Source organism: Micromonospora rosaria, assembly GCF_001567585.1.
GTDB lineage: Bacteria > Actinomycetota > Actinomycetes > Mycobacteriales > Micromonosporaceae > Micromonospora > Micromonospora rosaria.
In genome coordinates this window covers 1-24,494 of sequence record NZ_LRQV01000108.1, presented here as the reverse complement: position 1 = coordinate 24,494, position 24,494 = coordinate 1, and the positions used below count along the sequence as shown (strand labels likewise).

General features: G+C 70.2%; 20 protein-coding genes, 1 pseudogene and 1 CRISPR repeat array. Of the genes and pseudogenes, 11 read left to right on the top strand and 10 right to left on the bottom strand.

Annotated features, from left to right (window positions below; genetic code table 11):
* The 10 genes and pseudogenes from AWW66_RS23715 to AWW66_RS23670 form a co-directional block, all read right to left on the bottom strand.
* Positions 1-472: pseudogene (locus AWW66_RS23715) on the bottom strand (type VI secretion protein); the annotation flags it as partial.
* Positions 469-2,208, bottom strand: a complete 1,740-nt coding sequence (locus tag AWW66_RS23710; RefSeq protein WP_245648455.1) for a VirB4 family type IV secretion system protein — start codon at positions 2,206-2,208, stop codon at positions 469-471. The gene AWW66_RS23710 and the pseudogene AWW66_RS23715, both read right to left, overlap by 4 nt.
* 8 nt (positions 2,209-2,216) lie before the next feature.
* Positions 2,217-3,110, bottom strand: a complete 894-nt coding sequence (locus AWW66_RS23705; protein WP_067370593.1) for a PrgI family protein — start codon at positions 3,108-3,110, stop codon at positions 2,217-2,219.
* Positions 3,111-3,165: 55 nt separating this feature from the next.
* Positions 3,166-4,077 carry a conjugal transfer protein TrbL family protein gene (locus AWW66_RS23700; protein ID WP_245648454.1) on the bottom strand — a complete coding sequence of 304 codons (912 nt, stop codon included), beginning with the start codon at positions 4,075-4,077 and terminating at the stop codon, positions 3,166-3,168.
* 10 nt (positions 4,078-4,087) lie between these two features.
* Positions 4,088-4,378, bottom strand: coding sequence for a pilin (locus AWW66_RS23695; RefSeq protein ID WP_067370590.1), 291 nt, complete (start codon positions 4,376-4,378; stop codon positions 4,088-4,090).
* Between the two features lie 626 nt (positions 4,379-5,004).
* Complete coding sequence (locus AWW66_RS23690; RefSeq protein WP_157527787.1) at positions 5,005-6,345, bottom strand: MFS transporter; 1,341 nt, start codon at positions 6,343-6,345, stop codon at positions 5,005-5,007.
* Complete coding sequence (locus AWW66_RS23685; protein WP_067370585.1) at positions 6,279-7,409, bottom strand: DNA glycosylase AlkZ-like family protein; 1,131 nt, start codon at positions 7,407-7,409, stop codon at positions 6,279-6,281. The genes AWW66_RS23690 and AWW66_RS23685 overlap by 67 nt, the downstream gene beginning before the upstream one ends.
* A complete protein-coding gene (locus AWW66_RS23680) occupies positions 7,402-8,100 on the bottom strand; it encodes a hypothetical protein (protein WP_067370607.1) in 699 nt (232 codons plus the stop codon). The genes AWW66_RS23685 and AWW66_RS23680 overlap by 8 nt, the downstream gene beginning before the upstream one ends.
* A 426-nt stretch (positions 8,101-8,526) precedes the next feature.
* Positions 8,527-9,588, bottom strand: coding sequence for a YVTN family beta-propeller repeat protein (locus tag AWW66_RS23675; RefSeq protein WP_067370582.1), 1,062 nt, complete (start codon positions 9,586-9,588; stop codon positions 8,527-8,529).
* Positions 9,589-9,933: 345 nt separating this feature from the next.
* A complete protein-coding gene (locus AWW66_RS23670; RefSeq protein ID WP_245648453.1) occupies positions 9,934-10,689 on the bottom strand; it encodes a hypothetical protein in 756 nt (251 codons plus the stop codon).
* A 358-nt stretch (positions 10,690-11,047) separates the two neighbouring features.
* Here AWW66_RS23670 and AWW66_RS23665 point away from each other — a divergent pair, with 358 nt between their 5' ends.
* The 11 genes from AWW66_RS23665 to AWW66_RS23610 all read left to right on the top strand — a co-directional run bounded on the left by AWW66_RS23665 (position 11,048) and on the right by AWW66_RS23610 (position 23,589).
* Positions 11,048-11,554: a hypothetical protein gene (locus tag AWW66_RS23665; RefSeq protein WP_245648452.1), complete on the top strand. Its 507-nt coding sequence runs from the start codon at positions 11,048-11,050 to the stop codon at positions 11,552-11,554.
* Complete coding sequence (locus AWW66_RS23660; RefSeq protein ID WP_083978836.1) at positions 11,547-12,425, top strand: TRM11 family SAM-dependent methyltransferase; 879 nt, start codon at positions 11,547-11,549, stop codon at positions 12,423-12,425. Before AWW66_RS23665 ends, AWW66_RS23660 begins: the two co-directional genes overlap by 8 nt.
* 294 nt (positions 12,426-12,719) lie before the next feature.
* Positions 12,720-13,985 (top strand): hypothetical protein, encoded by a 1,266-nt coding sequence (locus AWW66_RS23655; RefSeq protein ID WP_157527784.1) that lies wholly within the window; start codon positions 12,720-12,722, stop codon positions 13,983-13,985.
* Positions 13,986-14,108: 123 nt separating this feature from the next.
* The gene (locus AWW66_RS23650) at positions 14,109-15,113 is read left to right on the top strand and encodes a DUF4192 domain-containing protein (RefSeq protein ID WP_067370576.1); all 1,005 of its coding nucleotides are present in this window, start codon (positions 14,109-14,111) and stop codon (positions 15,111-15,113) included.
* 849 nt (positions 15,114-15,962) lie between these two features.
* Positions 15,963-16,577: a hypothetical protein gene (locus AWW66_RS23645; RefSeq protein WP_067370573.1), complete on the top strand. Its 615-nt coding sequence runs from the start codon at positions 15,963-15,965 to the stop codon at positions 16,575-16,577.
* Positions 16,574-16,993: a hypothetical protein gene (locus AWW66_RS23640; protein WP_067370570.1), complete on the top strand. Its 420-nt coding sequence runs from the start codon at positions 16,574-16,576 to the stop codon at positions 16,991-16,993. The genes AWW66_RS23645 and AWW66_RS23640 overlap by 4 nt, the downstream gene beginning before the upstream one ends.
* Positions 16,994-17,305: 312 nt before the next feature.
* Positions 17,306-17,656: a CpaE-like family protein gene (locus AWW66_RS23630; RefSeq protein ID WP_067370565.1), complete on the top strand. Its 351-nt coding sequence runs from the start codon at positions 17,306-17,308 to the stop codon at positions 17,654-17,656.
* A 266-nt stretch (positions 17,657-17,922) separates the two neighbouring features.
* The gene (locus AWW66_RS23625) at positions 17,923-18,624 is read left to right on the top strand and encodes a GGDEF domain-containing protein (protein WP_067370562.1); all 702 of its coding nucleotides are present in this window, start codon (positions 17,923-17,925) and stop codon (positions 18,622-18,624) included.
* Positions 18,621-19,919: a hypothetical protein gene (locus AWW66_RS23620; RefSeq protein WP_067370559.1), complete on the top strand. Its 1,299-nt coding sequence runs from the start codon at positions 18,621-18,623 to the stop codon at positions 19,917-19,919. The genes AWW66_RS23625 and AWW66_RS23620 overlap by 4 nt, the downstream gene beginning before the upstream one ends.
* 1,386 nt (positions 19,920-21,305) lie before the next feature.
* Positions 21,306-22,175 carry a DUF5753 domain-containing protein gene (locus tag AWW66_RS23615; protein ID WP_083978834.1) on the top strand — a complete coding sequence of 290 codons (870 nt, stop codon included), beginning with the start codon at positions 21,306-21,308 and terminating at the stop codon, positions 22,173-22,175.
* Positions 22,176-23,145: 970 nt separating this feature from the next.
* Positions 23,146-23,589 carry a hypothetical protein gene (locus tag AWW66_RS23610; RefSeq protein WP_083978832.1) on the top strand — a complete coding sequence of 148 codons (444 nt, stop codon included), beginning with the start codon at positions 23,146-23,148 and terminating at the stop codon, positions 23,587-23,589.
* A gap of 341 nt (positions 23,590-23,930) precedes the next feature.
* Positions 23,931-24,493: a CRISPR direct-repeat array (repeat unit 30 nt; unit sequence GTTGCGATCCCTCCAGGGGTGATGAGCGAC).
* Between the last annotated feature and the right edge of the window lies 1 nt (position 24,494).

The window sequence follows — 24,494 nt, the reverse complement described above, 5'->3', positions numbered from 1 at the left end:
GCCGCGGCCAGTGCGCCCCACCCACCTGCGCACCCACCTCGGCCGGGATCGGCGCGGCCGCGTCGGCGACGGTCACGGTCGCGGCCGGCCAGGCCGCGCGGACAGCGGCCTCGACCGCGCCGGGCGGCACCGTGCCCGGCACCCACACCCGGACGGTCAGGGCCCGGCCGGTCCAGGTGTACTCCCAGCCCACATGCGGGTAGCCGAACACCCGGCGCCGCCACACCGACGGCGTCAGCACGCCGACGAGGACGGTCCAGAACGCGGCGGCGGCCTCGGCGGTGACCTCCGGCGGCGCGGCGACGGTCAACCACCGCGCGCCGGCCGCGAGCCGGCGGTGCCGCCAGGCGAGGAGCTGGTCGTGGGAGAACACCGCGCCGACGACCGCGGCGGCGGCGAGAACGCCGAGCCACGGCCGGGCGACGACCCACTGCCCGACCTCGGCCGGCCAGGTCGGCGACGGGGGCGTCATCCGGCCTCCCCGATACCCGTGACGGCGATGGCGTGCTCGGCGGCCGACCCGACGGCACGGAACGGGATCCGGCTGCGGCCGGCCACGAGCAGACCCTCGCCGCGCGGCGCCGACAGCAGCAGACGCGACTCCCCGGCGGTCAGGTTGAACGCCTCGCGCACGGCGTCGATCGACTGCGTGCTCTGCCGCATCAACACCTGCGTCGCCGCGTTGGACACCACGGCGAGCCCGAGGTCGGTCGACAGCACATCCGCCGCGTCCTGAGTGATGACGCACAACCCGGCGGACCGCTTCCGGGCGGCCTTCGCCATCCGGAACAGGAACCGGCTGCCCTCACCGTCGCGCATCAACAACCAGGCCTCGTCCACCACCACGAGCCGCCGCCGACGCGCCGGCGTGGGCGGTGTGTCGATGCCCGACCAGATCGCGTCCAGGGCCAGCAGCGTGCCCACGGTGCGCAGCTCGTCGGGCAGGTGCCGCAGGCTCCACACCACCAGGTGCCCCTCGGCCCGCGTCGACGTCGGCCCGTCGAACAGGCTGGCGAAGTTCCCGACCGTCCACGGGGCGAGCCGGGCGGCCAGCTGCCCGGCGGCCGGGTCGCCGTCGGTGTCGAGGACGGCGGCCAGGTCCCGCAGCAGCGGCGCCGGCTGGCTCCAGGTGCCCGGGTCGGCGGTGATGCCCGCCGCGGCGTAGGTGGCGGTGATGGCCCGGTCGAGGGCGGCCCGTTCGGCCGGCGGCGGGGCCGCACCGAGCATCACCGCCACGAGGGTGTGCAGGTACAGGCCACGCCGGGTCAGGGTGTCGGGCCGGGTGTCGGCGGGCAGGTCGAACGGGTTGATCCGGACGCCGGGCTGGCCGAGCTGCACGACGGCGCCGCCCACGTGCTCGGCCAGCGGAGCGTACTCGTCCTCGGGGTCGATCACGCTGACGGTCGTGCCCTGATACAGGCTGCGCAGCACTTCGAGCTTGACGAAGTAGCTCTTGCCCGCGCCCGAGCGGGCCAGGACGACCGAGTTGTGGTTGTCCTGCCCCCACCGGTTCCACACCAGCACCCCGTTGCTGCTGGTGGTGACCCCGTAGAGCACCCCGTCGGGCGGGGAATGCGTGCCCGGGGCAGGGGCGGCAAGGTCCGCCGAGGCGAGCGGGAACGCCGCCGCCAGGGCGGAGGTGTCCAGGATGCGGCGCATCCGCAGCGGATCCACCCCGACCGGCAGCGTCGCCACCCAGCCCTGCTGGTGCCGGAACGTCGCCGGCTGCAGGTCCACCAGCACACCGGCGGCCGCCGACTTCATCCCGGCGGTGACGGTTCGCAGTTCGTCGAGGGTACGGGCGCGGACGGTGACGTAGATACCGACGTCGAACAACTTCGCCGCCCCCCTCGCCACCCGGTCGGCCAGGTCGGCGGCGTCCACCGCCGCCGCCTCCACCACCGGGTCACCCACCCGGCCCTGGTCGGCGTCGAGCCGGCGGGACGATTCGAGGCGGGCCCGCTGGCGCTTGAGCATCGGCGCCGCCACCTGCGGTGCGACAGGATCCACGTGCACCGCGACGTCGATCCGCCCGGGGTAGGACAACAGCGGATCGAGCCAGGCCGGGCCCACCTCGGCCGGATAGCCACACACCGCGAAGGTGGCGGCGTACCCGTCACCGACCCGCACATGCCCCGGCGTGATCGACAACGCGGCCGGAGACGGCATACCGTCCCCCGCTGCGACCTTCTTCGTTCTGCGGAACATGCCCAGATTCACGATGTACTCCGGAGGGTGATCGGGGTGCCCGGCACCGCGCGGGGGCCGGACACCGGCGGGGAGAACGGATCGACCGCAGTCGCCAAAGCTGAGGTGACCGCCGGCCCGTCCAGCGCGGCGGCCTCGACACCGAGGCCGGACAGGGCACGCACGGCCGTGTCGGCGGCGTGTTCACCGGTGACCACAGCAAGGACCTGCCGGCGTAGCGGATCACGCCGGGCGTCGAGGTCGAGCAGGAACCCGGCGTGATCGGCGGCGGCCGCCTGCAACGCCGGATGCGGCAGCCGCGGTGCGTGATCCACGACCGCCTGCGCGTAGCCGGTCAGGTCGTGGCGCTGCGCGGCCACGACGATCTGCGCTGGCCCGGTCAGCGAGTGCAGAAACCGGCCGAACGCGTCCACCAACGCGCCCTGCTCGCTGCCGGTGCGCAGGTGGATGTTCGTGGTACCGCAGGCGATCAGCACCTTGGCGCTGCCCTCGGAGGTGAGGACACCCGCCGGCGTGACTGTCGTTACCGGCGACCGCAGCGGCGCCGGAACCTCCGGCCTGCCGGCCACGACGGCCACCGAAGTGGCCCGCGCCGCGCCCGGTGCGAGGGTGCGCGGACTGCGGGACATCACGAACCCGTGCCGCAGCCACACGTCCAGCGGAAGGCCGTCGCGTCGACCGAGCGCCACCACGATCGCGGCAGCGAACCCGATCACCCCGGCGGCGATCCACGCCACCGGCGGCAGCAGGTGCCCGGCCGTGCGGTAGAGCCCGAACCCGGTCAGGCCGACACCGCCGATGATGCCGAGCTGCCGGAACGTCAGCCCGAACGCGATCCGGTCGGCCTCGCCGACATCAGCCGGGACGACGGTGCGGGGGATGGGGTCATCAGGGTTGCTCACGTGCCCCTCCAAGGGGGTAGGCGGTGCGGAATCCAGCGGTGGCAGTGGCGGGGGATCATGTCGGTCCCCGGACGGGCAGACGCCGGCCCGCACCGCGGGTCAGCCCCTGAAGTCCGACGGTCCGCAGGACGAGCCCGGTGATGTTCGGGCCCCGGCTCTGCCCGGTGACGAACCGGCGCATCAGGCTTGGGATCCTGACCGTGGTCCAGAGGACCACGATCACGAGCAGCAGGTTGAGCGTGTCCGAGCCGGGCAGGCCGAGCAGGACCGGCAGGTTCGACTCCGGGTCGGTCAGCAGGTTGATGCCCGCCGAGAACGCGACCGCCTGCAGCGCGGGTGTGGCCAGGCACCCCAACAGGGCACGCCACCACAGGTCGGCGGCGCCCTGCGTCCACGGGGTGGCGTAGCAGGCGAGGGCCACCGGTGCGACCCCGGCCAGGATGACCAGCAGCCCGATGCGCACGAGCCAGCCACCGACGAGTAGGAACATCAGCACGACGATCAGCAGCCCGATGACCACGAGCAGCAGCGCGGCGTTCTCGTCGGCCATCGCCGACCGGAGACGGGCCTGGACGAAGGTGACGGTTTCGGTGGTCGGCGCGGTCTCACCGGCCATCGTCACCGTGAGGGCGTTGGCGACGCCGATGAGCGCACCGGTCAGTGGGACCGCGAATGCGGACAGGACGAGCCCGACGACGAGCCGGGGGATCAGGTGCTTGAGGTGGTACTGGGTTTCGACGGAGTCGCTGACCATCACGGCGACGCCCGCGGCGATGATCGCGAGAACGAAGCAGGCGTTGACGACCAGCCCGCTCCTGCTGGCGATCGACTGGACCTGCGGCAGGACGGTCACGTCGGGCGAGACGAAGATCGACGACGTCAGGAAGGCCAGCAGCCCGCCGAGAAGGTCGACGACCCTCTCGGCGAGCCAGCGGACCAGGGCGGTCATCAGAGCGTTGACCATCATCGACGACATGTCAGCCGCCGAGAATGCCCTGCAACACCTGCAGCACCACCGGGGCCAACACAGCGAGGGCGTAGCCGACCAGGGCGGACCGGACGTTGCCCTTCGCCTGCTCGACCTGGGCCGGATCGCCGCCGGCCGCCATGTACCGCAGGCCACCGATGACCAGGAACATCGTCGCGACCAGCGCGATGATGCCCATGATCCAGCCGGTGATGTTGGAGATGACCTGGTTGATGCTGTTCACCGCCAACGGCTGCGGCGCGGCGGCGAGGTCGGACAGAACGGAGAGGGCCGTGTGCATAGCGGGACTCCACAAGAGGTCTGTGGGCCGCCGAGGTGGGGACCAGGGCGATACCGGTGTGGTCCGGTGGGGGCGCTCCTCCCTTACGTGTGACGAAGGGATCGCGGTGTCAGTACGCCGCGCCAGCCATGCCGGACCTTTGGCCCCGCCGGCGTGGTCCCCACCCGGCGGGCATGCCGTGGATGACATGCACCGCCCAGATCCCGACTGTCGGACCGATCGAACTCGGTGTTCGCCTGTCAGTTCCTGACACGACCGGTCACCGGTCACGCTGCCCTCTCAGGTGGCGTCCCCGTCCCAAGAACCTGCCAACTCGGCCGTGGCCGTGCCGAGGGATCCGGGCCCTCTGATCGAGTGGGGCAAGTTGGCCAGTTCCGTGGCCAGCAGTGAATCGGCGGTGGCGGCCGCTCGGCCGTCTCCCGTCTCGACCCGACATGCTGTGGTGGCGGCGCAGACCGACAGCGATGCAGCCGGGAAGCTCCCTGCGGTGAGACCGTAGAAGTGGGTCCCGACTGGCCCCAGCCGGTAGCGGCTGCCGCTCGCATCGGCGACGTCTAGGCTTGGCGTCGGCGAGCTTGCGGCGAGTTCGATGCCAGGGGCGCATCTCGTTCTCGCGGGCCTATCACTTATGCGGAAGCGGCCGGTGCCGTCGTCTTCTCCGGGGTAGCCGTGCGTTGCGGGAGGCGCCAGGTGAAGCTTGCTCCGGCGGCGGTGATGAGGAAGAGTCCGGCTACCACGAGACCGGCGGATGTGTGGGCGAGGGCCAGGCCGCAGGCGGCCGAGCCGAGTCCGGATCCCAGGTTGTAGCCGGAGCCGATCCAGGCGTTCGCCTCGACCTGGCGTTTCGTGGACAGGTGTTCGTCGACTAAGAGGTACGCCACGACGAACAGGGGTGTGACGGCGGCGCCGGCGAGAGCCACGGTGCCGTATGCCGCGGGTGTGGTGGCGGTCAGCGCCACGGCGATGGTGGCGGCAGCGAGGTAGGCCGCGATGAGGAAGTACCGGGTGCGAAGCGGCAGCTCGGTATGGATTTTCCCGTGGATGAGTCCGCCGACGGCGCCGCCGACGGAGAAGACGGCGAACAGGTAGCCCGCTGAGGTGATGTCGCCGGTCGCGGCAGCGATCGCGGGCAGGATCACGCTGATGCCGCCGGCGAAGATGCCCAGGCCGGCGATGGGCACGATGATGCCTTGCCCGACGGCGAGGCGGATCAGGCTGCGCCGGTCGGTGCGCTCGGGTGTGTCGGGTTCTGGCGGTGGTTGATTCGTGGCGGGTACCGGGTGGGATGGGGCGGTGGGAATGGCCACCAGGATGGCGACGGCGGCGAAGTAGATCAGAGCACCGGCCATCACAGTGACTGCGGGGGAGGCCAGGGTCATAGCGGCGGTGGCGACCAACGGCGCGACGATGAAGGTCATCTCCTCGACGATGGAGTCGACGGAGTGGACCTGGCGGAGTTGGTCTTTGCTCGTGACCGCGGAGGACCACCGGGCCCGCAGGGCAGCGCTGACCGGCGGGGCGGTGGCGCTGCACGCGGCGACCGCAACCAGGGCGGGGATGGTCCACTGCGCCCAGATCAACGCTACCGTGGCGACGGCGCAGCCCGCCTGGACCACGGCGAGAGTGGCCAGGGCGGCGGTGCCCCGCCGGTCGACCAGGCGGCCGCGCCGCGGCCCGGTCAGGGCGGTGGCGAGCATGAACACTGCGGCGGCCGCGCCGGCAACGGCGAATCCGTCCTGCCGGGCGAAGGCCACCACCAGCGCGAAGGGCAGTATCCCGCCGGGCAGCCGGCCCAGCGCGCCGGCGGCCAGCAGACTCGGTACCCGTGGGGTGCGGAGCACCGTCCAGTAGCCCGACGTGGCGGTGGTCGTCATGCCGCTGATGTCTCCTTTCGAACCGGCTAGCGGACGGGAGCCGGGGCGGCGAGGTTCGGCCAGCTGTGGGGGGCGACGGTAGCGTTCGCCCACTGTGCGGCCTGGTCGGCGGCGCGGCGTAGCGCGGGTAGCGCCTCGGCGTCGCGGGTCTGCACGCCCTCGACCTGGGCTACGCCGTTGGTGCAGCGGAGGGCGACCCGTCCGACGATCTGCCCGTCGTGGAGGACCGGCAGCCCGAAGTAGCCGCATTCGCGGCGGTCGGGTGACAGGTACGCCTCCAGCTTGTAGGCGACCCCGAACAGTCGCTGCATGCGGGGGCGATGCCAGATCAGCGAGTCGAACGGCGACAGTACCGTCAGGGGCGGAACGTGAACGGGTGCGGTGTCGAGGTGGTAGGCCGTGGTGAACGCCGGTGCGGTCCAGGTCTCGACCGTCACCGGCACCACGCCGGGCAGGGTGGGCATGATCCGGGCGACGAGCCGGCTGGGCATGCGGAAGTAGTCGGCGATGTCGTCTGCCGTCGCGACGCCGAGCGCCCGCAGCGCGATGTGACAGAGCTGCCGTAGGCAGGACTCGTCGTCCAGTTCGTCGTGCCGCACATCGGCAGGGATGACGTCGGTGGAGCGGGCGTACTGCCTCATCCACGCCCGGCGGCGCACGCAGGCCAGTTCACCGGTGGCCAGCAGCCATTCGGCCGCCCACTTCAGTGGGGAGCTGCGGTCCCATCCGCTGCCTTGCGAGCCGCCCAGGTCTCGTACCGTGACGGCGCCTCTGTCGTCGACGAGGCCACGGACGTGGGCCACCGCCTCGGGCTCGATGGTGGGTCCGGTCCACCGGCCGGCCTGGAACTGACGCCGGCGAAAGGCGAACAGGGGCCAGGACCGCAGCGGCACGAAACACGCCGCGTGGGCGTAGTACTCGAACGCCAGTGGCGCGGGTACGTCCGTGCCCAGCGCGACCTGCGCAGGCTCGGACGGAACCCCCCGCGTAAGCAGGACCAGTTCGTGGGAGCGGCGCACCACGTTGATCGTGTCGATCTGGATGCAGCCCAGGTCGTCGAGCAGGGCCCGAGGATCTGGAGGCGACCCCGTCGGCCGGGTCAGCTGTTGTGCGGCGAGCCCGATCGCACGGGCCTGTGTGAGGCTGATGCTAGGCATCGGACCCGTCTTCCTCGATCGCGTCCGGATACGTGGCGCGGGCCCGGAGGCTGTCGGCATGCAACAGCACCAGCCGAGCGATCTCCTGCCCTCGGCGCACCCTCGTGGCCTTGGTCGGCCGGACCGCGATGGCCGCGGTACCTGCGGCCGTCATCTTGTCGCACACGGTGCTCGATAGGATTCCGGTCGGCACCTGCAGGCCCGTGTCGTTGTCGGATGGGAGCACCAGCAGGAAATACCCGCGCGTGATCTGCGGGGTCCAGCCAAGTCGCCACTCCACGGTGCCCTGCCCGTTGGGTAGGAACATGTTTTCCCAGCGCCCTGCCAGTGACCGGTATTGATACAGGTGCAGCCAGGCGGATTCGGCAACGGCGAGCGCTGTGCCTTCCCGTTGCCACAGTTCGCTGGCACCGGCCGCCGTCGCTGCGGCCTGTGGGTCGTCACCTGACTCCACCTCTACCTGCTCCAGTGGAGTGAACGCAACATCCACCGGGCTGCACACCCGCCATCCCAGTTCCTGGCCCATTGCCCACGGCGGGCAGAACTCCGGCGCTCGATCGCGGCGCGCCCACCGAAAGGAGTCGCGCAGCAACGCCGACTCGGACTTGGCACGCTCGCGGTCCACCCGGGCGGCGCGGGGCGCGAGCGCCCACGGGTACGGCGCCGCGAACGTCACCGACACGCTGGTCATCCACCATTCCTGTCCGAAGGGGACGTCGGTCCCCGCGCCTGGGAAGCGCGCGGGGACCGACGTGCTGACTATCATTGAGAATTTCTCTTCTTGCTGCAGCGGTGTGATTCGGTGTGCAGGAAGAGTCTAGTTGTTGCTGTCGTGTAGAAGGGCCAGGGCGAGGAGTGTCTGCCGTCCGGTGTCGAGCGCCCCCAGCATGATCGCTGCTGTTTGCGGTGCTCGCGGTTGCGATCCGCGAGGTGGTTCAGGGTGCGGCTGACCGCGAGATCGTAAACGGGGGGACAGCACAGGCAAGGCCCTCGGTCGGGGCATCGGGTTCTGGTCGATGTGCTGCCTTACCTGGGCCTCGCCCGCTTCGATATCCGGGCTATGCACACCACTCTTGCATCTGTCAGGAGCAGGTGGAAAAGCCTCAGTGCTTGTAGGTCAGGCCGGGGTCGGCTGGTTGCCCGTCAGGGAGGCTGCGGCCCGTTCGAGGCGGTCGCTGTCGAAAGCAACCCGATCGGGGTTGAAGATCGCCACGCTGCACGGCCCGTGCCCGACCGGCAGGTGCTCGTAACGCGGCTTGCTGTCTTCCGATGCCAGGTCGACGCCCTCCAGGTGCACCACCGACAACGAGTGGGCCACCACGTCGGGAACCTCAGGGTCGTCGAAGATCCGCGAGAACGCCGAGCAGTACACGGTGTTGTCGGTCTCGTCCACCGCGATACCACGCGGCCCCGGCCCTACCGGAATGGTGCGCGTGACCTCCAGCCTCTCCATGTCGATCACCGCGATCCGGGACTTGCGCTCCAAGGTCACCAGCGCGTAGGCGTTGTCCGGGGTGAACGCCACCGCGCGGGCACCGTCGATCGGCACCGGAACCCGGGCTATGACTCGATCGGTCGACAGGTCGATGACCGGAACCTCGGCTACCGAATTGCAGGCCACGAACAGCCGCGACCCGCTCCGGTCGATGTTCACGCTGTACGGGTGGGTGTTCTCCCCGACCCGGATACGGGCCACCTCCCGCACCAGGTCCGGTCGGCCAGTGGCCAGCCCGGCTAGGTCCAGCTTGGCGATGTAACCGGATCCCCAAATCGACACGTACGCGAACTGGCCATCCGCCGTTACCGCCATGTGCCGCGGGTCACGGCCCACCGCCACCTGGCACAGCTCCTGCCTGCTCTCCAGATCCACCACCGACACGGTGTTGGAGCCGGAGTTGGAGACCAACAGGTACCGCTCGCCCGGGACGATGCCCAACCCGCGAGGCCCGAACCCCACGGTGATCCGCGCGACCTCCCGCCGGGTCAGGGCATCCAGCTCCGAGACGGTGTTGGTGCTGGTGTTGGAGACGAAACCACGTCCGTCGCGGGTGAACTTGACCGCGCCCCGCGGCGCGTTGCCCACGGCGATCTCCTTGACCACTGTGTGCCGGGAACCCTCCTTGCGGATCACCGTGATCTGGCCGGCATCCGTGTCGGTCGAATAGATCTCTACTGCCATGTCGCACACCCTCCGTGATTGAGCGACTACAGGAGCGAACCCCAGGTTAGTCATCGACACGCCAGCGAGCAACGGCCTGCTTCGATCAGTGCTAGCGAGGTGTTGCCAGCGGGTGCCGTCAAGTCGTCGGTGTAACCGGGGTGAATCGGTGTAACCGGGGTGAAGTAGCCACTACCGTCCGATAGGGAGACGACCGTCGAAGGTGATCTCGAAGGCGTTCAAGGCCGCCTTCCAGCGGAGAGGCTGTAACAGCCGTAGGTCAGGGCCCGAGCGAGCGATAGAGCATCCACATCGGCGCTGACGTGGTGCTTCAACCGTGACCTGCAGCGATGGACCAGCCCAACATCATGTGTGATCAGCAGCCGTGGAGGAGGCGACCGGGCCGGACAGGTCACCGCGTACGACAGCTGCGGCCACGATCCGCTCAGCGCGGCGGCGGCGCATCCGCAGGGCCGGTGCGGTCACACCCTGGTCGGCGGCCAGATGCTCGATCAGCGCGTCACCGAACCGGGTTGCGCTGATCAGCTCGGCGCTGTCGGCGCTGATGAGCCCGGCGGCAGCAGCCCGGCCGAGAAGCAGGTCCGGGTGCCCGTAGGGCATCTTCGGCGACCGTGATCCGCTCGGCAGGTCCAGCGGCAGCTCCTCGCTGTCGTCGGCCGTGACGGCCGTGACGCCTGCGCGCCAGGCCGCCCAGCAGAGCCGCAGCCAGAGCCGGGGCGGGGCGAGGTCCGCCGTGCGCAGGGCGTAAAGGAATCCGGCGAGGACTTCGGAGTCGACGTCGTCGGCGTGCCTCGTCCGGCCGCGGCTGATCTTCGCGGCGAGGCGGGTCAGCGCGGGGAGCGCGACGCCGATCGCGCCGACGACCCAGGCCGGTCCGCGGTGGCGGGCGTGGTGGGCGAGCTCTCGCCACAGGGCGTCGGTGGTGTCGTTGTCGTAGCGCTCGTACATCAGCAGCGCGCGCAGCTCGTCCAGCGGCAGCGTGGTGTCCGGCAGACCCGGTATCGGCCGTGCGTCGAGGGCCAGCGGCGCGGGTTCGCAGGTCAGGAGCGCGAACGCGGTCTCGGCGGTGGTCAGCGCGGTGTCGGCCGTCCGGGTGCGCATGGTCGGTGCCATGGTGATGTCCCCTCGACAGGGAGCCCTCGCCGGGTGCGAAGGCGCCGAGGCCTCGATTGGGGCAGTCCGACCTGACACCAGCAGCGGCTGTCAGATCGGGACAGGTCGTGGCTGGTCCGGTCAGGTTCGCCCAGGCAGCACGTCCCGTGGCCCCGCCGACCGGCGCTGTCAGACGCGTCGGGTAGCGGGTGCTGTCAGACCGGGGATGGGTTCGATCGGGCTGTCAGCGGCGCACTGGGAATCGTCAGTACGCCCCGCCGGTCCGGGGGCCACCACGCCCATGACCGACAGAATTCCGCGCCGCGCACCGGTCCCCGTGGGGGATGTGGTGCCCGGCGACCCGCCCGTGCCGATCACCGTCTGGCCGGTTCCCGCCCCGCAGCAGAGCGAGAGCATGTCCACCGCGATGGGCGTGCGGCTGGTCCACAACCTCACCCACCCCTGCGATCTGGTCGTCGACCTGACCGTGGGGCCGCAGCTGGCCCGCGCGGTCATCGCCGCGCGCCGCCGCAGCCACCTTCACCCGGCCCGCCTGTTCGGCTGGGGCCCGGAGCCGGCGGCGCTGATCGTCGCCGGCTGGCCGCCCGACGACACCTCCCCGCGCGGGTTCTTCGCCCGCTGCCGCACCGGCCTCGTGCCGGGCGGGTGCGTGGCGGTGCTGCTGCCACACGGCGACGTGACCCTGCCGGTCGACGTCGTCATCGCCGCCAAGCGGGCCGGGCTGGCGTACCTGCAGCACATCGTGGCGGCCGGCCAGGCGCCCCGACGTGGTCAGCGCACGCAGCTCGACATCCACACGGACGTGCTGATCCTGACCCGCAGCGCGACGGACCCCGGGGGCGGCGATGGCTGAGCCCCTGCCGGTCACGTCGGTGTGGCTGACCTGCCAGCAGCCCGCCCGGGACCAACGTCGAGGCCGCTACGTACGGGCGACCTCCAGCCATCCCGGCAAGATGCTGCCCCACCTGGCCGCGCACGCCATCAGCTCCTACACCGCACCCGGGGATCTGGTGCTCGATCCGATGTGCGGGTCCGGCACCACCCTGGTCGAGGCCATGCACCTCGGCCGGCACGGACTCGGCATCGACATCGAACCCCGGTTCACCGCGCTGGCCGACGCCAACGTCGCCCTGGCCGCGTCGCAGGGCGCGCCCGGTACCGCGCAGGTGCTCACCGGCGACGCCACCGTCCTGCTCGACCTGGTACCCGCGTCGACGGTCGGCAGGGTGGGGCTCGTGCTCACCTCACCGCCGTACGGGCGCGGCACCCACGGCCTGGTGCAGACGACGGACACCGGGGTCCGCAAGCGCAACCACCTGTACGGGGACCGGGAATCCGGCAACCTCGCCTACGGCGGATGGTCCCGCCTGCTCGACGGGTTCGCCGCGATCCTGGCCGCCAGCCACCACCTGCTGCGCCCGGGCGGGATCGTGGTGATCGCCTGCCGACCAGTGCGCCGCCACCGCGATGACCTGATCGACCTGCCGGGGGAGCTCCTGGCGGTCGCCCGGGCGGTGGGGCTGGTGCCGGTGCAGCGGTGCGTGGCGATGCTCGCCGCGGTCCGGGACGGGCGGATCGTGCACCGCGCGTCAATGTTCGGGATGTTGTCCGTCCGCCGGTCCCGGGACGAGGGTCTACCCGTGCACTTGATCGCGCACGAGGACGTGCTGGTCCTGAGACAAGGCGACCCGCCGGGTCGCCGCCGTCCGGCGATCACGAGCTGACAGCGAGGAAGCAGGGTTGTCAGGTCCGGCCAGCAGGCCGGACCTGACAACCCCGCCACCGCCGCAGCCCGGCGCATAGCCTGAAGACTCTTCTCTTTTCCCCTGTGCTGATCTGACGCGTCCGCGACGGCATCGCGCCCACCTTCCCGGTCGGCCGCCGTCTGCCCGCCCCAGGCACCCAGCACTCACCACCCGCCCCGTCGCCCTCCCGGCGCGACCGGACACGGCACCCCAATCCCTCGCAGGCGGCCACCACACGGTGGGCGCCTTCCTTCCATGTCCGCAGGAGGACACATGCCTCGTCCCACGTGGCACCCGACAGACGCCGGCGACTCCGATCACACCCCCGACGTGCCCACCGTCGGCACCGCGATGACCGACGCGAGGACGGCGGAACAGATCCGCATCCTGCACCTCGACACGACCACCGCCATCGAGCAGCGGCGGACCCTGGCCGCCGAAGCCCGCGCCGCTCTCCTCGCCGCACTGCACGACCGGCTGATCTGCCGACCCGGCTGCGAGGACGCCCTCGCCACCTGGGGACTGGAACCCCTGCCCGACCGGTGGACGATCTCCGCGCAAGCCCAGCTGTCGTACACGCGGTCGCACACCGACCATGACGAGGCGCGTGAGCAGGCGCGCTGGGGTGTGCCGGACGAGCTGCGGTGGATGGACCCGCCGGTGGCGGTCTATCCGCGACAGGTCATCGACGTGACACCGGCGCCGGCCGGGCCCGACCAGTCGGGGCCGCCGCGGTTCGACATCACCGTGGAGGTCACCTTCCGGACGTGGGTCACGGCGACCCGGGCGGCCGACGCATACGAGGCGGCACGCACGGCGACGCAGGCCCAGCTGCCGGCGCTGGCTGCCGTCGGCGTCACCCTGACCGGCCTGGTGTGGCAGAACCCCGACTGCCCCGACACCGCCCCGGTAAACGACATCGACACCGGCCCGCAGACCGTGGCCGGCGCGGCACAGGAAACCGACGCCGATGACCTCGCCGTCGCGACGTCGGCACGGGACGCGGCGGTGCAGGCGCTCGCCGGCCTGCGGCGCAGCATCCGCGCCCGCGCGATCCGCGCCCTGGTCGACGACGAGTTCGGCGGCATCTTCCAACACCACGCTCAGCGAGTCGACAGGTTCCTGGTCGGTCTCGGGCTCGACCCGCTGCCCCGGGCACATCCCGTCACGGTGATCGCCGACCTGACGCTGCCGGCGGGTGACGGCACCGTCCAGGACGCCTGCGACGCGGCACGCGCCACGATGCGGGCGGTCGTCACCAGCAGCCCCGACGAGACCCGGCCGTGGACCGCCTACGGCTGGGTTGTTCCCGAGCAGGCCACCTGCGACCAGGACGGCTGGCGGGTGCCCTGGCAGCACGAGTACCAGATGCTGCTCCGCGGCCACGCCACCGCAGCCGACGCCGGCGCGGCGGCTGAGGCCCTTGTCCGCGCGGACCTGACCCGCGCGCTGGCCGGCATCGCCCACCAGCTGGTGACGGTGACCGCCACCGTCGAGCCCGCCGGTGTCGACATGTACCTGGACCCCGACCGCGACTGAAGCAGCCCGGCGGGCTCCCTACACGCACCCCCACCGGTCTGCGCTGCGCGGTGCCCCGCCGGCTCGTGTCCGCTCACCACCACGTCGCACCCCTTTGACCCGACAATCCGATAGGAGAACACCGTGTCGCTGCCAGAGAACAGGCTGACCGTGCGATCCGAGGCCGACCTCGTGGCCGCCCTGCCCTACCTCCTCGGTTTCCGCCCCGACGACGGCAGCGTCGTCGTGATGGTCAACCGGAACGGCCGGATCGTCTTCACCGCCCGGGCCGACCTGCCCGCTCCCGGCGCCCCCGTCCACCAGCTCCTCGACCTCGCCGCCCACCTGGTGCCCGTCGTGCGCCGGCAGCAGCCGATCACCGACGTCATCCTCACCGGCTACGGCAACCCCGACCACGTCGATGCGGCCCTGCGAACGATCGGCGAGGCGGTGACCGCCAGCGGCGTGACCGTCCGGGAGATGCTGCGGGTGACCGGTACCCGGGTGGTCAACCTGACCTGCGAGAAACCGGCCTGCTGCCCGCCGCAGGGAATGCCGTTCGACCCGACCGCCTCGCTCGTCGCCGTTCAAGCGACTGCCGCCGGACTGGTCGCGCTACCGGACCGGGCAGCCGTCGCCGCCCGGTTCGCGCCCGTCGCCGGGGCCGCCCGCGACGCCGTGCAGCGCGCCACCGACGATGCGCTCGCCTGGCTCGAGGCAGTGACCGCCGCCGGCACGAACGCCGTGGACGCGGTCGGCGCGCAGACGGTCCGTGACGCGCTGCGCCAACCCGACAAGCGACTCAGCGACGGCGAGGCGGCCTGGCTCACCGTGCTGCTGACCCGAACCTCGGTGCGGGACCTGGCCGTCGACCTCACCGAGCCCACCGACCAGCACGTCACGTTCTGGGCCGAGGTCACCCGCCGCGCCCACGACACGCTCGTCCCCGCACCGGCCACCCTGCTCGCTCTCACCGCCTGGCGCTGCGGTGACGGCGTCCTGGCCACCATGGCAGCCGAACACGCCCTCCAGGCCGACCCCCGATATCACCTCGCCCACCTGCTGCGGCAGGCGTTGCACGCCGGGCTACCGCCTTCCACCTTCGAGCAGGCCACCGGCAGCACCCGCACCAACCCCACGACCCCGTAGCCGCACACCGTCGATCAGCGCCGCACACCTGCTCGCGACCGTCGGCCGCTACGCCACCACGATGCCCTGCGACCTGCCCCGTGGCAGCGCTGCTCCACCAGATGCCGGGGTGCGTTCAGCGCCTTCTGCCCGACCGGAACGGGTGGCGTGTCCCGGACACCACAACGCCACGCGCGAGACACCACTGTCAACCAGAGGGGAACTCGGTCCCGTCCAGGTCCCGCTTCGACCCGCGCCCCTGACGGGGGGAGCGGACGGTGCCAGGCTGTCGGGTTCTGCGGACGTCCGGAACGGGCAGCCCTCGCCAGCCGTGCGCCGCCGGCTTGACGCCTCGCGCGGCGGCACCGCGCCCACCGCTTCCAGCCGGCCGCCGCCCGCCTGGATCCGCCACCCACCTCCGCCGCGCCCTCGACCAGGGCGCGGAATCGGCATCCCGTGAGGCGGCCGCCACCTGGTGGCCGCCTTACGGCTGTCCCCACTCCGTGCGACAGGCGTGGTGATCCGGCACCGGATCACGCGCCTGTCCACGACCCGTGTCGTCGGGCCGATGCCCGGCCGACCGCGCGAACCCGCGCACCCCATCCGGGCGCCGCTGACAGGCGTGCCCGGATGTCGCCCACCCACAGGAAGGACTTCCGTGCCACATCACGGCCTCACCCCGCCCGGCGCACGCCGCGCCACCTCCGACTGTCGCCGGCACCCCGACGTCGCACCGCACCTGCTCGCGCTTCTCGACACTCCCCGGGGCGGTGACCGCCACGCCGGCACCGCCCGCTGCCTGACGCGGGGCACGCTCCACCGGATGCACCATGCCCTCACCGGCCCGGGGCGCACCTCGGCGGTGACCTCATGACCGTGCCCGAGATTCCCGCCATCCCGGTGCGCCTGGCCCGACAACCCGTCCTCGGCGGCCTCGCCGTCCCGTGGATCACCGCCCGCACACCCGACGGCCGGCACCGCTTCGGCGCCGTCGACCACCAGCGGCACACCCGCGCGCTGCGCGACCGGCTCTGCCAGACCTGCGGCGACCCCCTCGACCCGACCCGGATCGTCCTCGCGATGCGCGACAGCGACCTGCGGCTACTCATCAGCTGCGAACCGGCCATGCACCCCGTCTGCGCCGCCTACTCCGCGACCGGCTGTCCCATGCTGGCCGGCCGGATGAGCCACTACCGCACATCCCCGCCAGCCGAACAGCGCGCCGACCCCGGTGTCATCAGCCACGGCGACCCCACCGGCAGCCGTCCGGCGGCACCCGCCGAGCGCTGGCACCTGCTCTGGGCCACCGGCTACCGGCCCGTCACCCACCCGCTCACCGACCAGCCCGCCGCGCTGCTGCTGCCCGAACAGATCCTGCGCGTCCGACCGATCGGCCCGCCCACCGCGCCGAGCCCCGCCGACCACGGCCGGGACACCCCGACCGACCCCGAAGCCACACCTGACCCGAACGGAGCGCTGCCATGACCCTGCACGTCATCGCCGTCTATCACAACACCGAGAGCTGGTTCCTGCCCTACCAGTCCGGCCATGCCCTCACGCAGGTCATCTCCCACTGGCGGCACCTGCCCAGCACCGCCACCCCGGAGGAGATCGCCACCTGGACCTACGACCTGTTCAACGTCGACCTCGACCACCTGGAGACCAACCGTGCACGGCCGAACGGAGAAATCGACTTCCTGACCGCCTGCACCTACCGGCTCCTGGGGCTGCGGTCGCTGTCCACCGGCGACGTCATCGCTGTGACCGCCAACGGCCACACCACCTGGCTGGCGTGCGAGCTCATCGGCTGGGAACGCATCACCACCCCCACCACCCTCACCGGCACACCGCTCACCGCCGAGACCGTCTACCAGCACCTCCGGCGACACCATGCTGCGTGAGCACCCGTGCCACCGTCACCCGCCGGGGCAGCACACCGACACCTGCCTGACCGGCCCCTGCGGCTTCTGCGGCACCACCCTGCAGGCCATCGCCTCCGGTGAATGCCGCTCCTGCCTGCGCATCGTGTGCGAGGCCTGCGACGGCGGCTACGACCCCGACCGCGGCCCCATCTGCCACCCCTGCACCCAGCCTGGCACCGGCCCCCGCGCCCGCCCGGCCACCTGACCCGGACACCGGGTCCACCACCCACCGATCACCCACATGCTCCGCCGGCCGCGCCGAGCGACCACCTCACCACACGGAGGTTCCGCATGACACCCCGATGGCTCCCGACCATCGCCATCACCGGCAGCCGCCTGTTGCGCGCCGAACTGCGCACCGTCGAACAGCAGTCCGGCCACGACTTCGAGTACGCCGACTCCGTCCCCGCAGGCCGCCGCTACGCCAGCCGCCGCCCGTTGATCATCATCGGGTCCGACCTCGTCGCCCGAGTCCGCAAACCCCTGTCCTGCCGCGGCATCGTCGTCGTGGCCACGGTGAACCCTCCCGACGCGCGGGTGTGGACGCACGCCGGACGCGTCGGAGCGACCTACGTCATCGTCCTCCCCACCGCATGCTCGTGGCTGGCCGAGCACCTCCTGCGCGAGGCCCGCAGCCGATGACCCGCCGCACCCGCGCACGGCCGGCAGCCACCACCGCCTGACCGAAACCGGGGGACCGGCCGTCGTCCCGCACACGGCCCGGTCGACGCCCTGAGGGCCCGCTCGCCACACGCAAAGGACCGCCGAGCCCGCACGCGGTGCCTGCCGCCCAGGGCAGGCACCGAGCACCACACGGCCCGCCACCCGGCGGGCCGGCGTCGTTCAGGACCCGGGACGCCCCGCTGGACAACGTCGCGTCCCGGGTTCTCCACTGATGGAGGAACCCAGTGTTCACCACCCCCCTCGTGATCGCCAGCATCGTGGCGGCCACGCTCGGGGCCGCGGTCGGCTACCTGGCCACCCGGCCCACCACCCGCCGGCTGCGCACCGAACTGGCCGACGCCGCCTGGCACCTGACCCATGACCCGCTCACCGGCCTGCTCAACCGCACCGGACTGCGCGCCATCCACGCCGTCATCAACGCGGCGACCGGACCACAGCCGATCATCGTCATGCTCATCGACCTCGACGACTTCAAAGAGGTCAACGACCGCTACGGCCACGACGCGGGCGACGACGTGCTCATGGAAATCGGCGACCGGATCACCCGGATCATCCACACCCACGGCGGCATCGCCGCCCGGCTCTCCGGCGACGAGTACGCCGCCCTCCTGCCCGTGCCCCACCAGCCCGTCGGCGACATCGCCGACCGGACCGCCGCCGCCATCGCCACGCCCATCAGCGTGCAGGCCGACACCCGCGTGGCCACGATCACCGTCACCGCCAGCGTCGGCATCGCCCGCGTGGCCAGCACCGACGCCCTCGAAGAGGTTGCGCTGCACCGCGCGGACATCGCCATGTACCACGCCAAACACCACGGCGGCGGCCACAGCCTCTACACCCCCGGCATGACCATGCCCGACCGTCAGCGCCGGCGCGGACCGCGCCTGCGTGACCTGCGCCGCCACCAGGGCGGAGACGCCGAATGAACCTCGCGACCCTTACCGCTTGCGCGACCTGCCACCTGGCCCTCACCGAGACCACGGACGGGCACCGCACCACGTTCCGGCATCCCGTCACCGGCCGCCACGACGTCGTGCCCGTCGACGCCCGCAGCATTCCGCAGGTGTTTGACCGCTGCCACACCTGCACCGCCGCCCCGCCGGTCTGGAACTACCGCACCGGACTCCTCCAGATCGCGGCCCTCCCGGCTGGCGTCGTCGAGACCTACAACGACCAGTGGCACGTCTGCTACCGGTGCGCCCAACTCATCGAAGCCGACGACTCCGACGCGCTCACCGCCCACTGCGCCGCCCTCATGCTGTGGCCGCCCCGCAGCGCCGAGTACGCCGTCCTGGGCACGCTGCATCGGGGCATCGTCATCGGCCGCGACGGCAGGACCCTGCTCACCACCACCGAATGGCCACCGGCCCGGCTCACCGCCGACATGCTGCCGAAGATCCGCGACCGGCTCACCGGACTCCTGCGCAGCCCAGCGGACCTGCCCGCACCCGTCAACGACCCCGGCGACCGTCGGACCCTCGCCCACCAGCTCGACATCGCACCCCTGTACTGGATCAACCACGAGTTCACCGACATGGTCAACCACGTCAGCGGCACCCAGCCACCAGCAACGGTCACCGACGACCTCGTCGTCTCACCGTCCGGACTCATCGCCTGGCCCGAACCGGTCGGCAGCACCCGGCAGCTCGCCGCCGTGTCCTGGACACCCCACGCCGACGGATGGCAGGTCACCGGCTACCGCAGCATCGGCGGCACCGCCGTGGACGACGACCTGATGCCCGCACTACGCCACGAGATCGGCTGGCTTGTCCCCATCCACGCCGAGCACCTCACCCGACGCACCAGAATCGACGGCCGCCACCCCCTCGGTGCGCTGATCACCACCTGGCTGCTGATCACACAGCAACTGACCGAGGCCGTACCGGCGAAGCTACCCAAGGGCACCACCAAGGCGTACCAACGCGACCGGAGGCCCGCGCCGGAGGTCAGGATCATCCGGATCAGACCCCGCAGCACCACCCCACCGGCCCCACAGCGCCAAGCCGCCGGGGGCCCTGCCCCGGCGAAGCCCGATCACCGGTTCTGGGTCTCCGGCCACGAACGCCAGCAGCCCTACGGACCCGGCCGAAGACTCCGCCGCACGATCACCGTCGAACCGTTCCTCAAGGGCGACGACGACCTGCCCATCAAGCTGAGCACCACCGTCCGCGTACTCGGTGGCCAGGCTACCGACAAGAAGCAGGACGCCGAGGACGAGTAGGCAGCACGTACGTGGTGGTGGGACGGTCCCACCACCACGCACGTATGCCGCCCCTTCTGCGTTCCGCCGGATCATCATCACGAGACCGGTCAGGGGGCGCCCCCGTGCAACGGGGCTCCCGATCGTTCTTTGACGCCTGCCCCACCGGCCGGTTGGCCGGCGACAACACTGAGGCTTTGCTGCCCATCTTGACCTGTGTAGTCACGGTGACGGTCGAGCCGCTGTCCTCCAAGGCCAGTGTGCCGTCCGTGAGAACTCTCGGGCTGCAACGCCTGGAACTCGGCCGGCGAGGCGAGCGTTCAACGCTATGCGCCAAGGCGTAAATATACCTTTTGTTTGCATTGCCTTCGAATGTTACTATTGTTAACAAGTCGGCGGTGCGTCTGGCTGGCTTCCGCAGTGGCCGCCCGGCCCGGGGTCGTAATGCCATGACAGTGAAGCTGAGTGAATTGGGTCGGCGGGTCGTGTGCGAATTGCAGTTGCAACTCGTAGGGTGTCGGCATGTAACTTGCCGCTCGTGCGGTGCAAGTCGCATGAGGGATGATCCTGCACGTCGGAGGTGGGAACGCGCCGTCTCGTGAGGGCCGAGGGGACCCCTTGGTCACTGAGACTTGCCTCCACCCCGCCATCCTAGAACACCTGTTCGTGCAGGAGATCTTTGTCGTGCCCTGTGAACCCTGTAAGGGTCGCAGGTATCGGGGGCGGTCGTTCTTGGGTCCAGGGGGCCTAGCGGGTGGGGGTGGGCTCAGCGCGGCTCACCGACTCTGGGGGTGATCGGCTGGCTGTGCCTCGTTGGCGCCCTCTAGAGGGCTACGGAGGTGCCGTTCCTCCTCACCGTGCCGGACCTCACGGCGTGAAGAAAGTTGATCCATGCTGCCGGGGATACTGCGATGGAATCTTCTGCCGCTTTGGTGTCACCGATCGAGATGGCGCTGGGGTACCGGGTAACAGTGATGCAGCTATCGAGCTGACACTTTGTGCTGCGCCGCGTCCACAACAGCTGCTGGCCATTGTCGGAAGGCATCGCTCCTCCATCTCGAACATACTAAACGAAGAGGCCTCGTCTATGGGTGTAACGGTTCAATGTGATCCCACGCCGTCCAATAGTGCAAGTGGAGCGAACTCAGGCCTGATCCGCCTGCCCCGTGAGCGCGTGCAAGTTCCACGCCTAGGATCCGCAATGGGCATGGAGCGTACCCAGGGTAGCAGGAGTAAATTCCGCCAAGGTAGATCTTTGCCCGGCTTTCCCGCGAATGCCGGGCATGCTGCCTGGTGCGGTGACGAGTGGCCGTTTGCCGCCACCTTCCATAGGTATGGAAATTGTCAACAGCACCTTCCTGCGACAGCGTTGCAGAGTGCAACTTCCATGCAGGGGGTCAAGTCGGTATGACGTATGTTCAAGGGCCAACGACCAACCGCCGGCGCCTCCGTGTCGCTCTGCGGGACATGCGGGAGAAGCAGGGGCGCACGCTCGATGATGTGCGGAAGGAGGTGGAGTGGTCCTTCTCGAAACTCATCAGAATTGAAAGCGGAGTCGTTAGCGTGTCAGTCAGCGATCTCAAGTCGCTATTGCACGTGTATGGGGTCACGGATCCTCAACTGGTAGAAGAAATGACGGAGCTGGCGCGACGCTCTCGGCGGCGACACTGGGCAAGCGAGTACCGTGACGTAGCCACAAGTGCCTACATGGACTTTTTGGGATACGAAGATGATGCCCGGTCTATCGTCCAGTATCACCCCATGGTCATCCCTGGTCTCTTGCAGACAGAGGACTATGCGCGATGCGTCATCGAAGCGACCACTGTGGGCCCTGTCGACACGTCGGTCGTCGAGGGGCGGGTCAGGCTGCGAATGGCGCGCCAAGAGCGTCTATTTCGTGAATCACGGGAATGCAATGTGCGATTCATCATCGATGAAGGTGTGCTTAGTAGGAGCGTTGAACCCTCCGGTGTGATGAAGGATCAACTCAGGCACCTCATTGACATGTCGGAGAAGCCCCAGGTCAGCATCCTGATTCTTCCCATTGCGGCCAGAGTTGTCCGGCGATTCATCGGCCCGTTCTCGCTTCACGAATTTCAGTCGGAACGGGACTCGGACGTTGTCTACCTCGACAGCGCCCCTCATGATGTGGCGCTTGTCGAGGACGCCCAGGTAGAGAGCTACAAGGTGATCATCGGTGAGCTGGCAGACGCCTGCTACAGCGAAGCTCGGTCACGTGAGCGTCTTCGAGAGCAGGCGCTTTTGGAGAGCGGCTAATGCCGCTATCGCCCGTCTGGCGAGGGAAGCTTCGCGGTGCCGGCCTCGATACCGCCGCGGGCGCTCTGCGGCCTGGCTCGTGTAGTGCTGCCACTCGATCGACGAGGGGACCCGCCCGCCCGGTTCCGGGGTACGCCCTGGCGGACCGGGAGTAACCGTCACCGACAGGGAGGCCGTGACAAAAATGTGCGCAGGCAGTCGTTCGTCGGGCGGCGCCGTGATGAGCATCCCGAGGGCAGGAACGACCAGCGAGGTTCCGGCCTCGCGGAGCCGGACCAGAGGTGTGTTTCCGTTGTCTTTTTGCCTCGTAGAGAACCTGGCTGTTGCTGCAGCCGCCATCCCCGCGCCTGTCGCCCGCCTGGAGCAGGTCCTCCGAGCCTGCTCGCACCACCCGACGCCTTCGAACTGTGTGTTCACGGTATGCTCTTCCTGCTCAGGTCCCAAGCCATATGGCTTTTGGCCATATGGCAGATCCGGTCCGACACTCGGAACAACGAGGCTGGCTCGCGATGGTTGTGGCCGATCCCGTCGTTGTCCCACGGCATGTAGCCGGTGATGGCCGTCAACGTGCCGGTACGGGCGTCTCTCCTGTCCGCCGATCGACGCCTCAGGGCCTGGCGGATGGTGTTCTCGGGAGCCAGCCGGTGAAAGGAAGCGGCGGAGGAGCTTCACGCCTGTCGCCTGCCCGAGCTGGCGCTCAGGCAGGGCGCTGGGCGAGGGAAAGCCCGCACGTCGACAGTTGGGCCACCTCGTCACACCTGCGCCACCAACCGCTTCCGTCTGCGTCGTGGGAGGTCGTCGTGTGCGAGTCATGTCTGGCGCGTCGGGCAGCAGTGGGGCAGGGCGTACCCGCGGATGCCGGTTGCATCCTGCTCGGCCTCTACGGCAAGGTGACTGCTCACCGACAGCTACCCGCCAGTCACGCAACGGCAGCCGGATGGTTTTACAGCCGGACGGATGGGGGAGACGGGTGAACCAGGCCGAGACGGATGGCCCCGCCCGTACGAGCCGCACCTTGCTGCTCCTGCTGGCCGCCGGGCCGGTCTTCGAGCTGCCAGGGGCGTCCATCGCTGTTGGCTCGTTCGTGGAAGTCGCTGATCACGCGGTCTTCGGCGCTGCGGGCTCGCAATTGGTGCTGACGGCCGCGTTGGTGACGGCGGTCCTGACGGTGTCGGCCCTGTGGGGTGAGAGTCGCACCTCAGCGGGCTTCCGACGGGTGGTCGGCAGCTGCTCGGGGGTCGCGGCTGGCCTTATGGCAGTCCTGGCGATGGGGTTCGTCGTCGACGCGCAGTGGGCGGTCGTCGCTGTGCTGTTGGCCCACTGTGCCGTGTCGCTGGGTGTGCTCGGTGGGCTGGCCCTGCGGTCGGCCGCCGGGGTGGCCCCTCTTTCGGTAAGGACGGTATCCAGCAGGTGAGCGACGAGATCGCCGAGAAGCTACATCGACTCCACCGCTATGTTATGGGGGATTGTGAAACGGCCCAGCACCAGGACTTCCTCGAGAAGGCCCCGTGGCAGTACGGGCGACCCGACTGAGGCGGGCATGCCGGACGGGGCGGACAGCCACAGCCGGTCACGGCGTCGTCGGACGCATCCACGGGTGTGCTGGTTCCGGAAGATCGGTACCGGTGGATCCGATGCCTGAAGCGATACATCGCTTGTGATCTCTTCGAACTGATCACTCGCGCCAAGCCCTCACTCGCTTGACATCCTCCAGGGGTGATGAGCAGCCGGGTACGCCTCCATCGCCTCGGACGCGTTGCGGTCCCTCCAGGGGTGATGAGCGACCCCGCCCGGGGGACCGGACCCTCGGCATGGCCGGCGTGTTGCGATCCCTCCAGGGGTGATGAGCGACTTGACCGCAGAGCAGCAGGAGATCCGCGACCGGTACAGGTTGCGATCCCTCCAGGGGTGATGAGCGACCCGACGTCGGATTCGACTGATCCGACACACCCAGGTTGCGATCCCTCCAGGGGTGATGAGCGACGCGAGGCAGAGATGGTGGCCGAGTACGGCGCATCCCGGTTGCGATCCCTCCAGGGGTGATGAGCGACGCGTACCGGGGGGCGCGGACAGCGTGATAGGCCAGTTGCGATCCCTCCAGGGGTGATGAGCGACCTGGCGGAAGCTGGGCCCGCTCAAGTACCACGGGCGCAGGTTGCGATCCCTCCAGGGGTGATGAGCGACGTGAGCAGCTCGGCGGCGGTGATCTCACGCGCCTCGAGTTGCGATCCCTCCAGGGGTGATGAGCGACCAGGCTCCGCAACCCCGACCCGACACCCGCCGACACCGTTGCGATCCCTCCAGGGGTGATGAGCGACG

Excerpts from the sequence above, each read along its gene's own strand:
- AWW66_RS23675 (WP_067370582.1), bottom strand. The coding sequence starts at position 9,588 with ATGGCAGTAGAGATCTATTCGACCGACACGGATGCCGGCCAGATCACG.
- AWW66_RS23680 (WP_067370607.1), bottom strand. The coding sequence starts at position 8,100 with ATGACCAGCGTGTCGGTGACGTTCGCGGCGCCGTACCCGTGGGCGCTC.
- AWW66_RS23630 (WP_067370565.1), top strand. The coding sequence starts at position 17,306 with ATGACACCCCGATGGCTCCCGACCATCGCCATCACCGGCAGCCGCCTG.
- AWW66_RS23620 (WP_067370559.1), top strand. The coding sequence starts at position 18,621 with ATGAACCTCGCGACCCTTACCGCTTGCGCGACCTGCCACCTGGCCCTC.
- AWW66_RS23710 (WP_245648455.1), bottom strand. The coding sequence starts at position 2,208 with ATGTTCCGCAGAACGAAGAAGGTCGCAGCGGGGGACGGTATGCCGTCT.
- AWW66_RS23670 (WP_245648453.1), bottom strand. The coding sequence starts at position 10,689 with ATGCGCACCCGGACGGCCGACACCGCGCTGACCACCGCCGAGACCGCG.
- AWW66_RS23700 (WP_245648454.1), bottom strand. The coding sequence starts at position 4,077 with ATGATGGTCAACGCTCTGATGACCGCCCTGGTCCGCTGGCTCGCCGAG.
- AWW66_RS23695 (WP_067370590.1), bottom strand. The coding sequence starts at position 4,378 with ATGCACACGGCCCTCTCCGTTCTGTCCGACCTCGCCGCCGCGCCGCAG.
- AWW66_RS23615 (WP_083978834.1), top strand. The coding sequence starts at position 21,306 with ATGACGTATGTTCAAGGGCCAACGACCAACCGCCGGCGCCTCCGTGTC.
- AWW66_RS23660 (WP_083978836.1), top strand. The coding sequence starts at position 11,547 with ATGGCTGAGCCCCTGCCGGTCACGTCGGTGTGGCTGACCTGCCAGCAG.
- AWW66_RS23645 (WP_067370573.1), top strand. The coding sequence starts at position 15,963 with ATGACCGTGCCCGAGATTCCCGCCATCCCGGTGCGCCTGGCCCGACAA.
- AWW66_RS23640 (WP_067370570.1), top strand. The coding sequence starts at position 16,574 with ATGACCCTGCACGTCATCGCCGTCTATCACAACACCGAGAGCTGGTTC.
- AWW66_RS23685 (WP_067370585.1), bottom strand. The coding sequence starts at position 7,409 with ATGCCTAGCATCAGCCTCACACAGGCCCGTGCGATCGGGCTCGCCGCA.
- AWW66_RS23655 (WP_157527784.1), top strand. The coding sequence starts at position 12,720 with ATGCCTCGTCCCACGTGGCACCCGACAGACGCCGGCGACTCCGATCAC.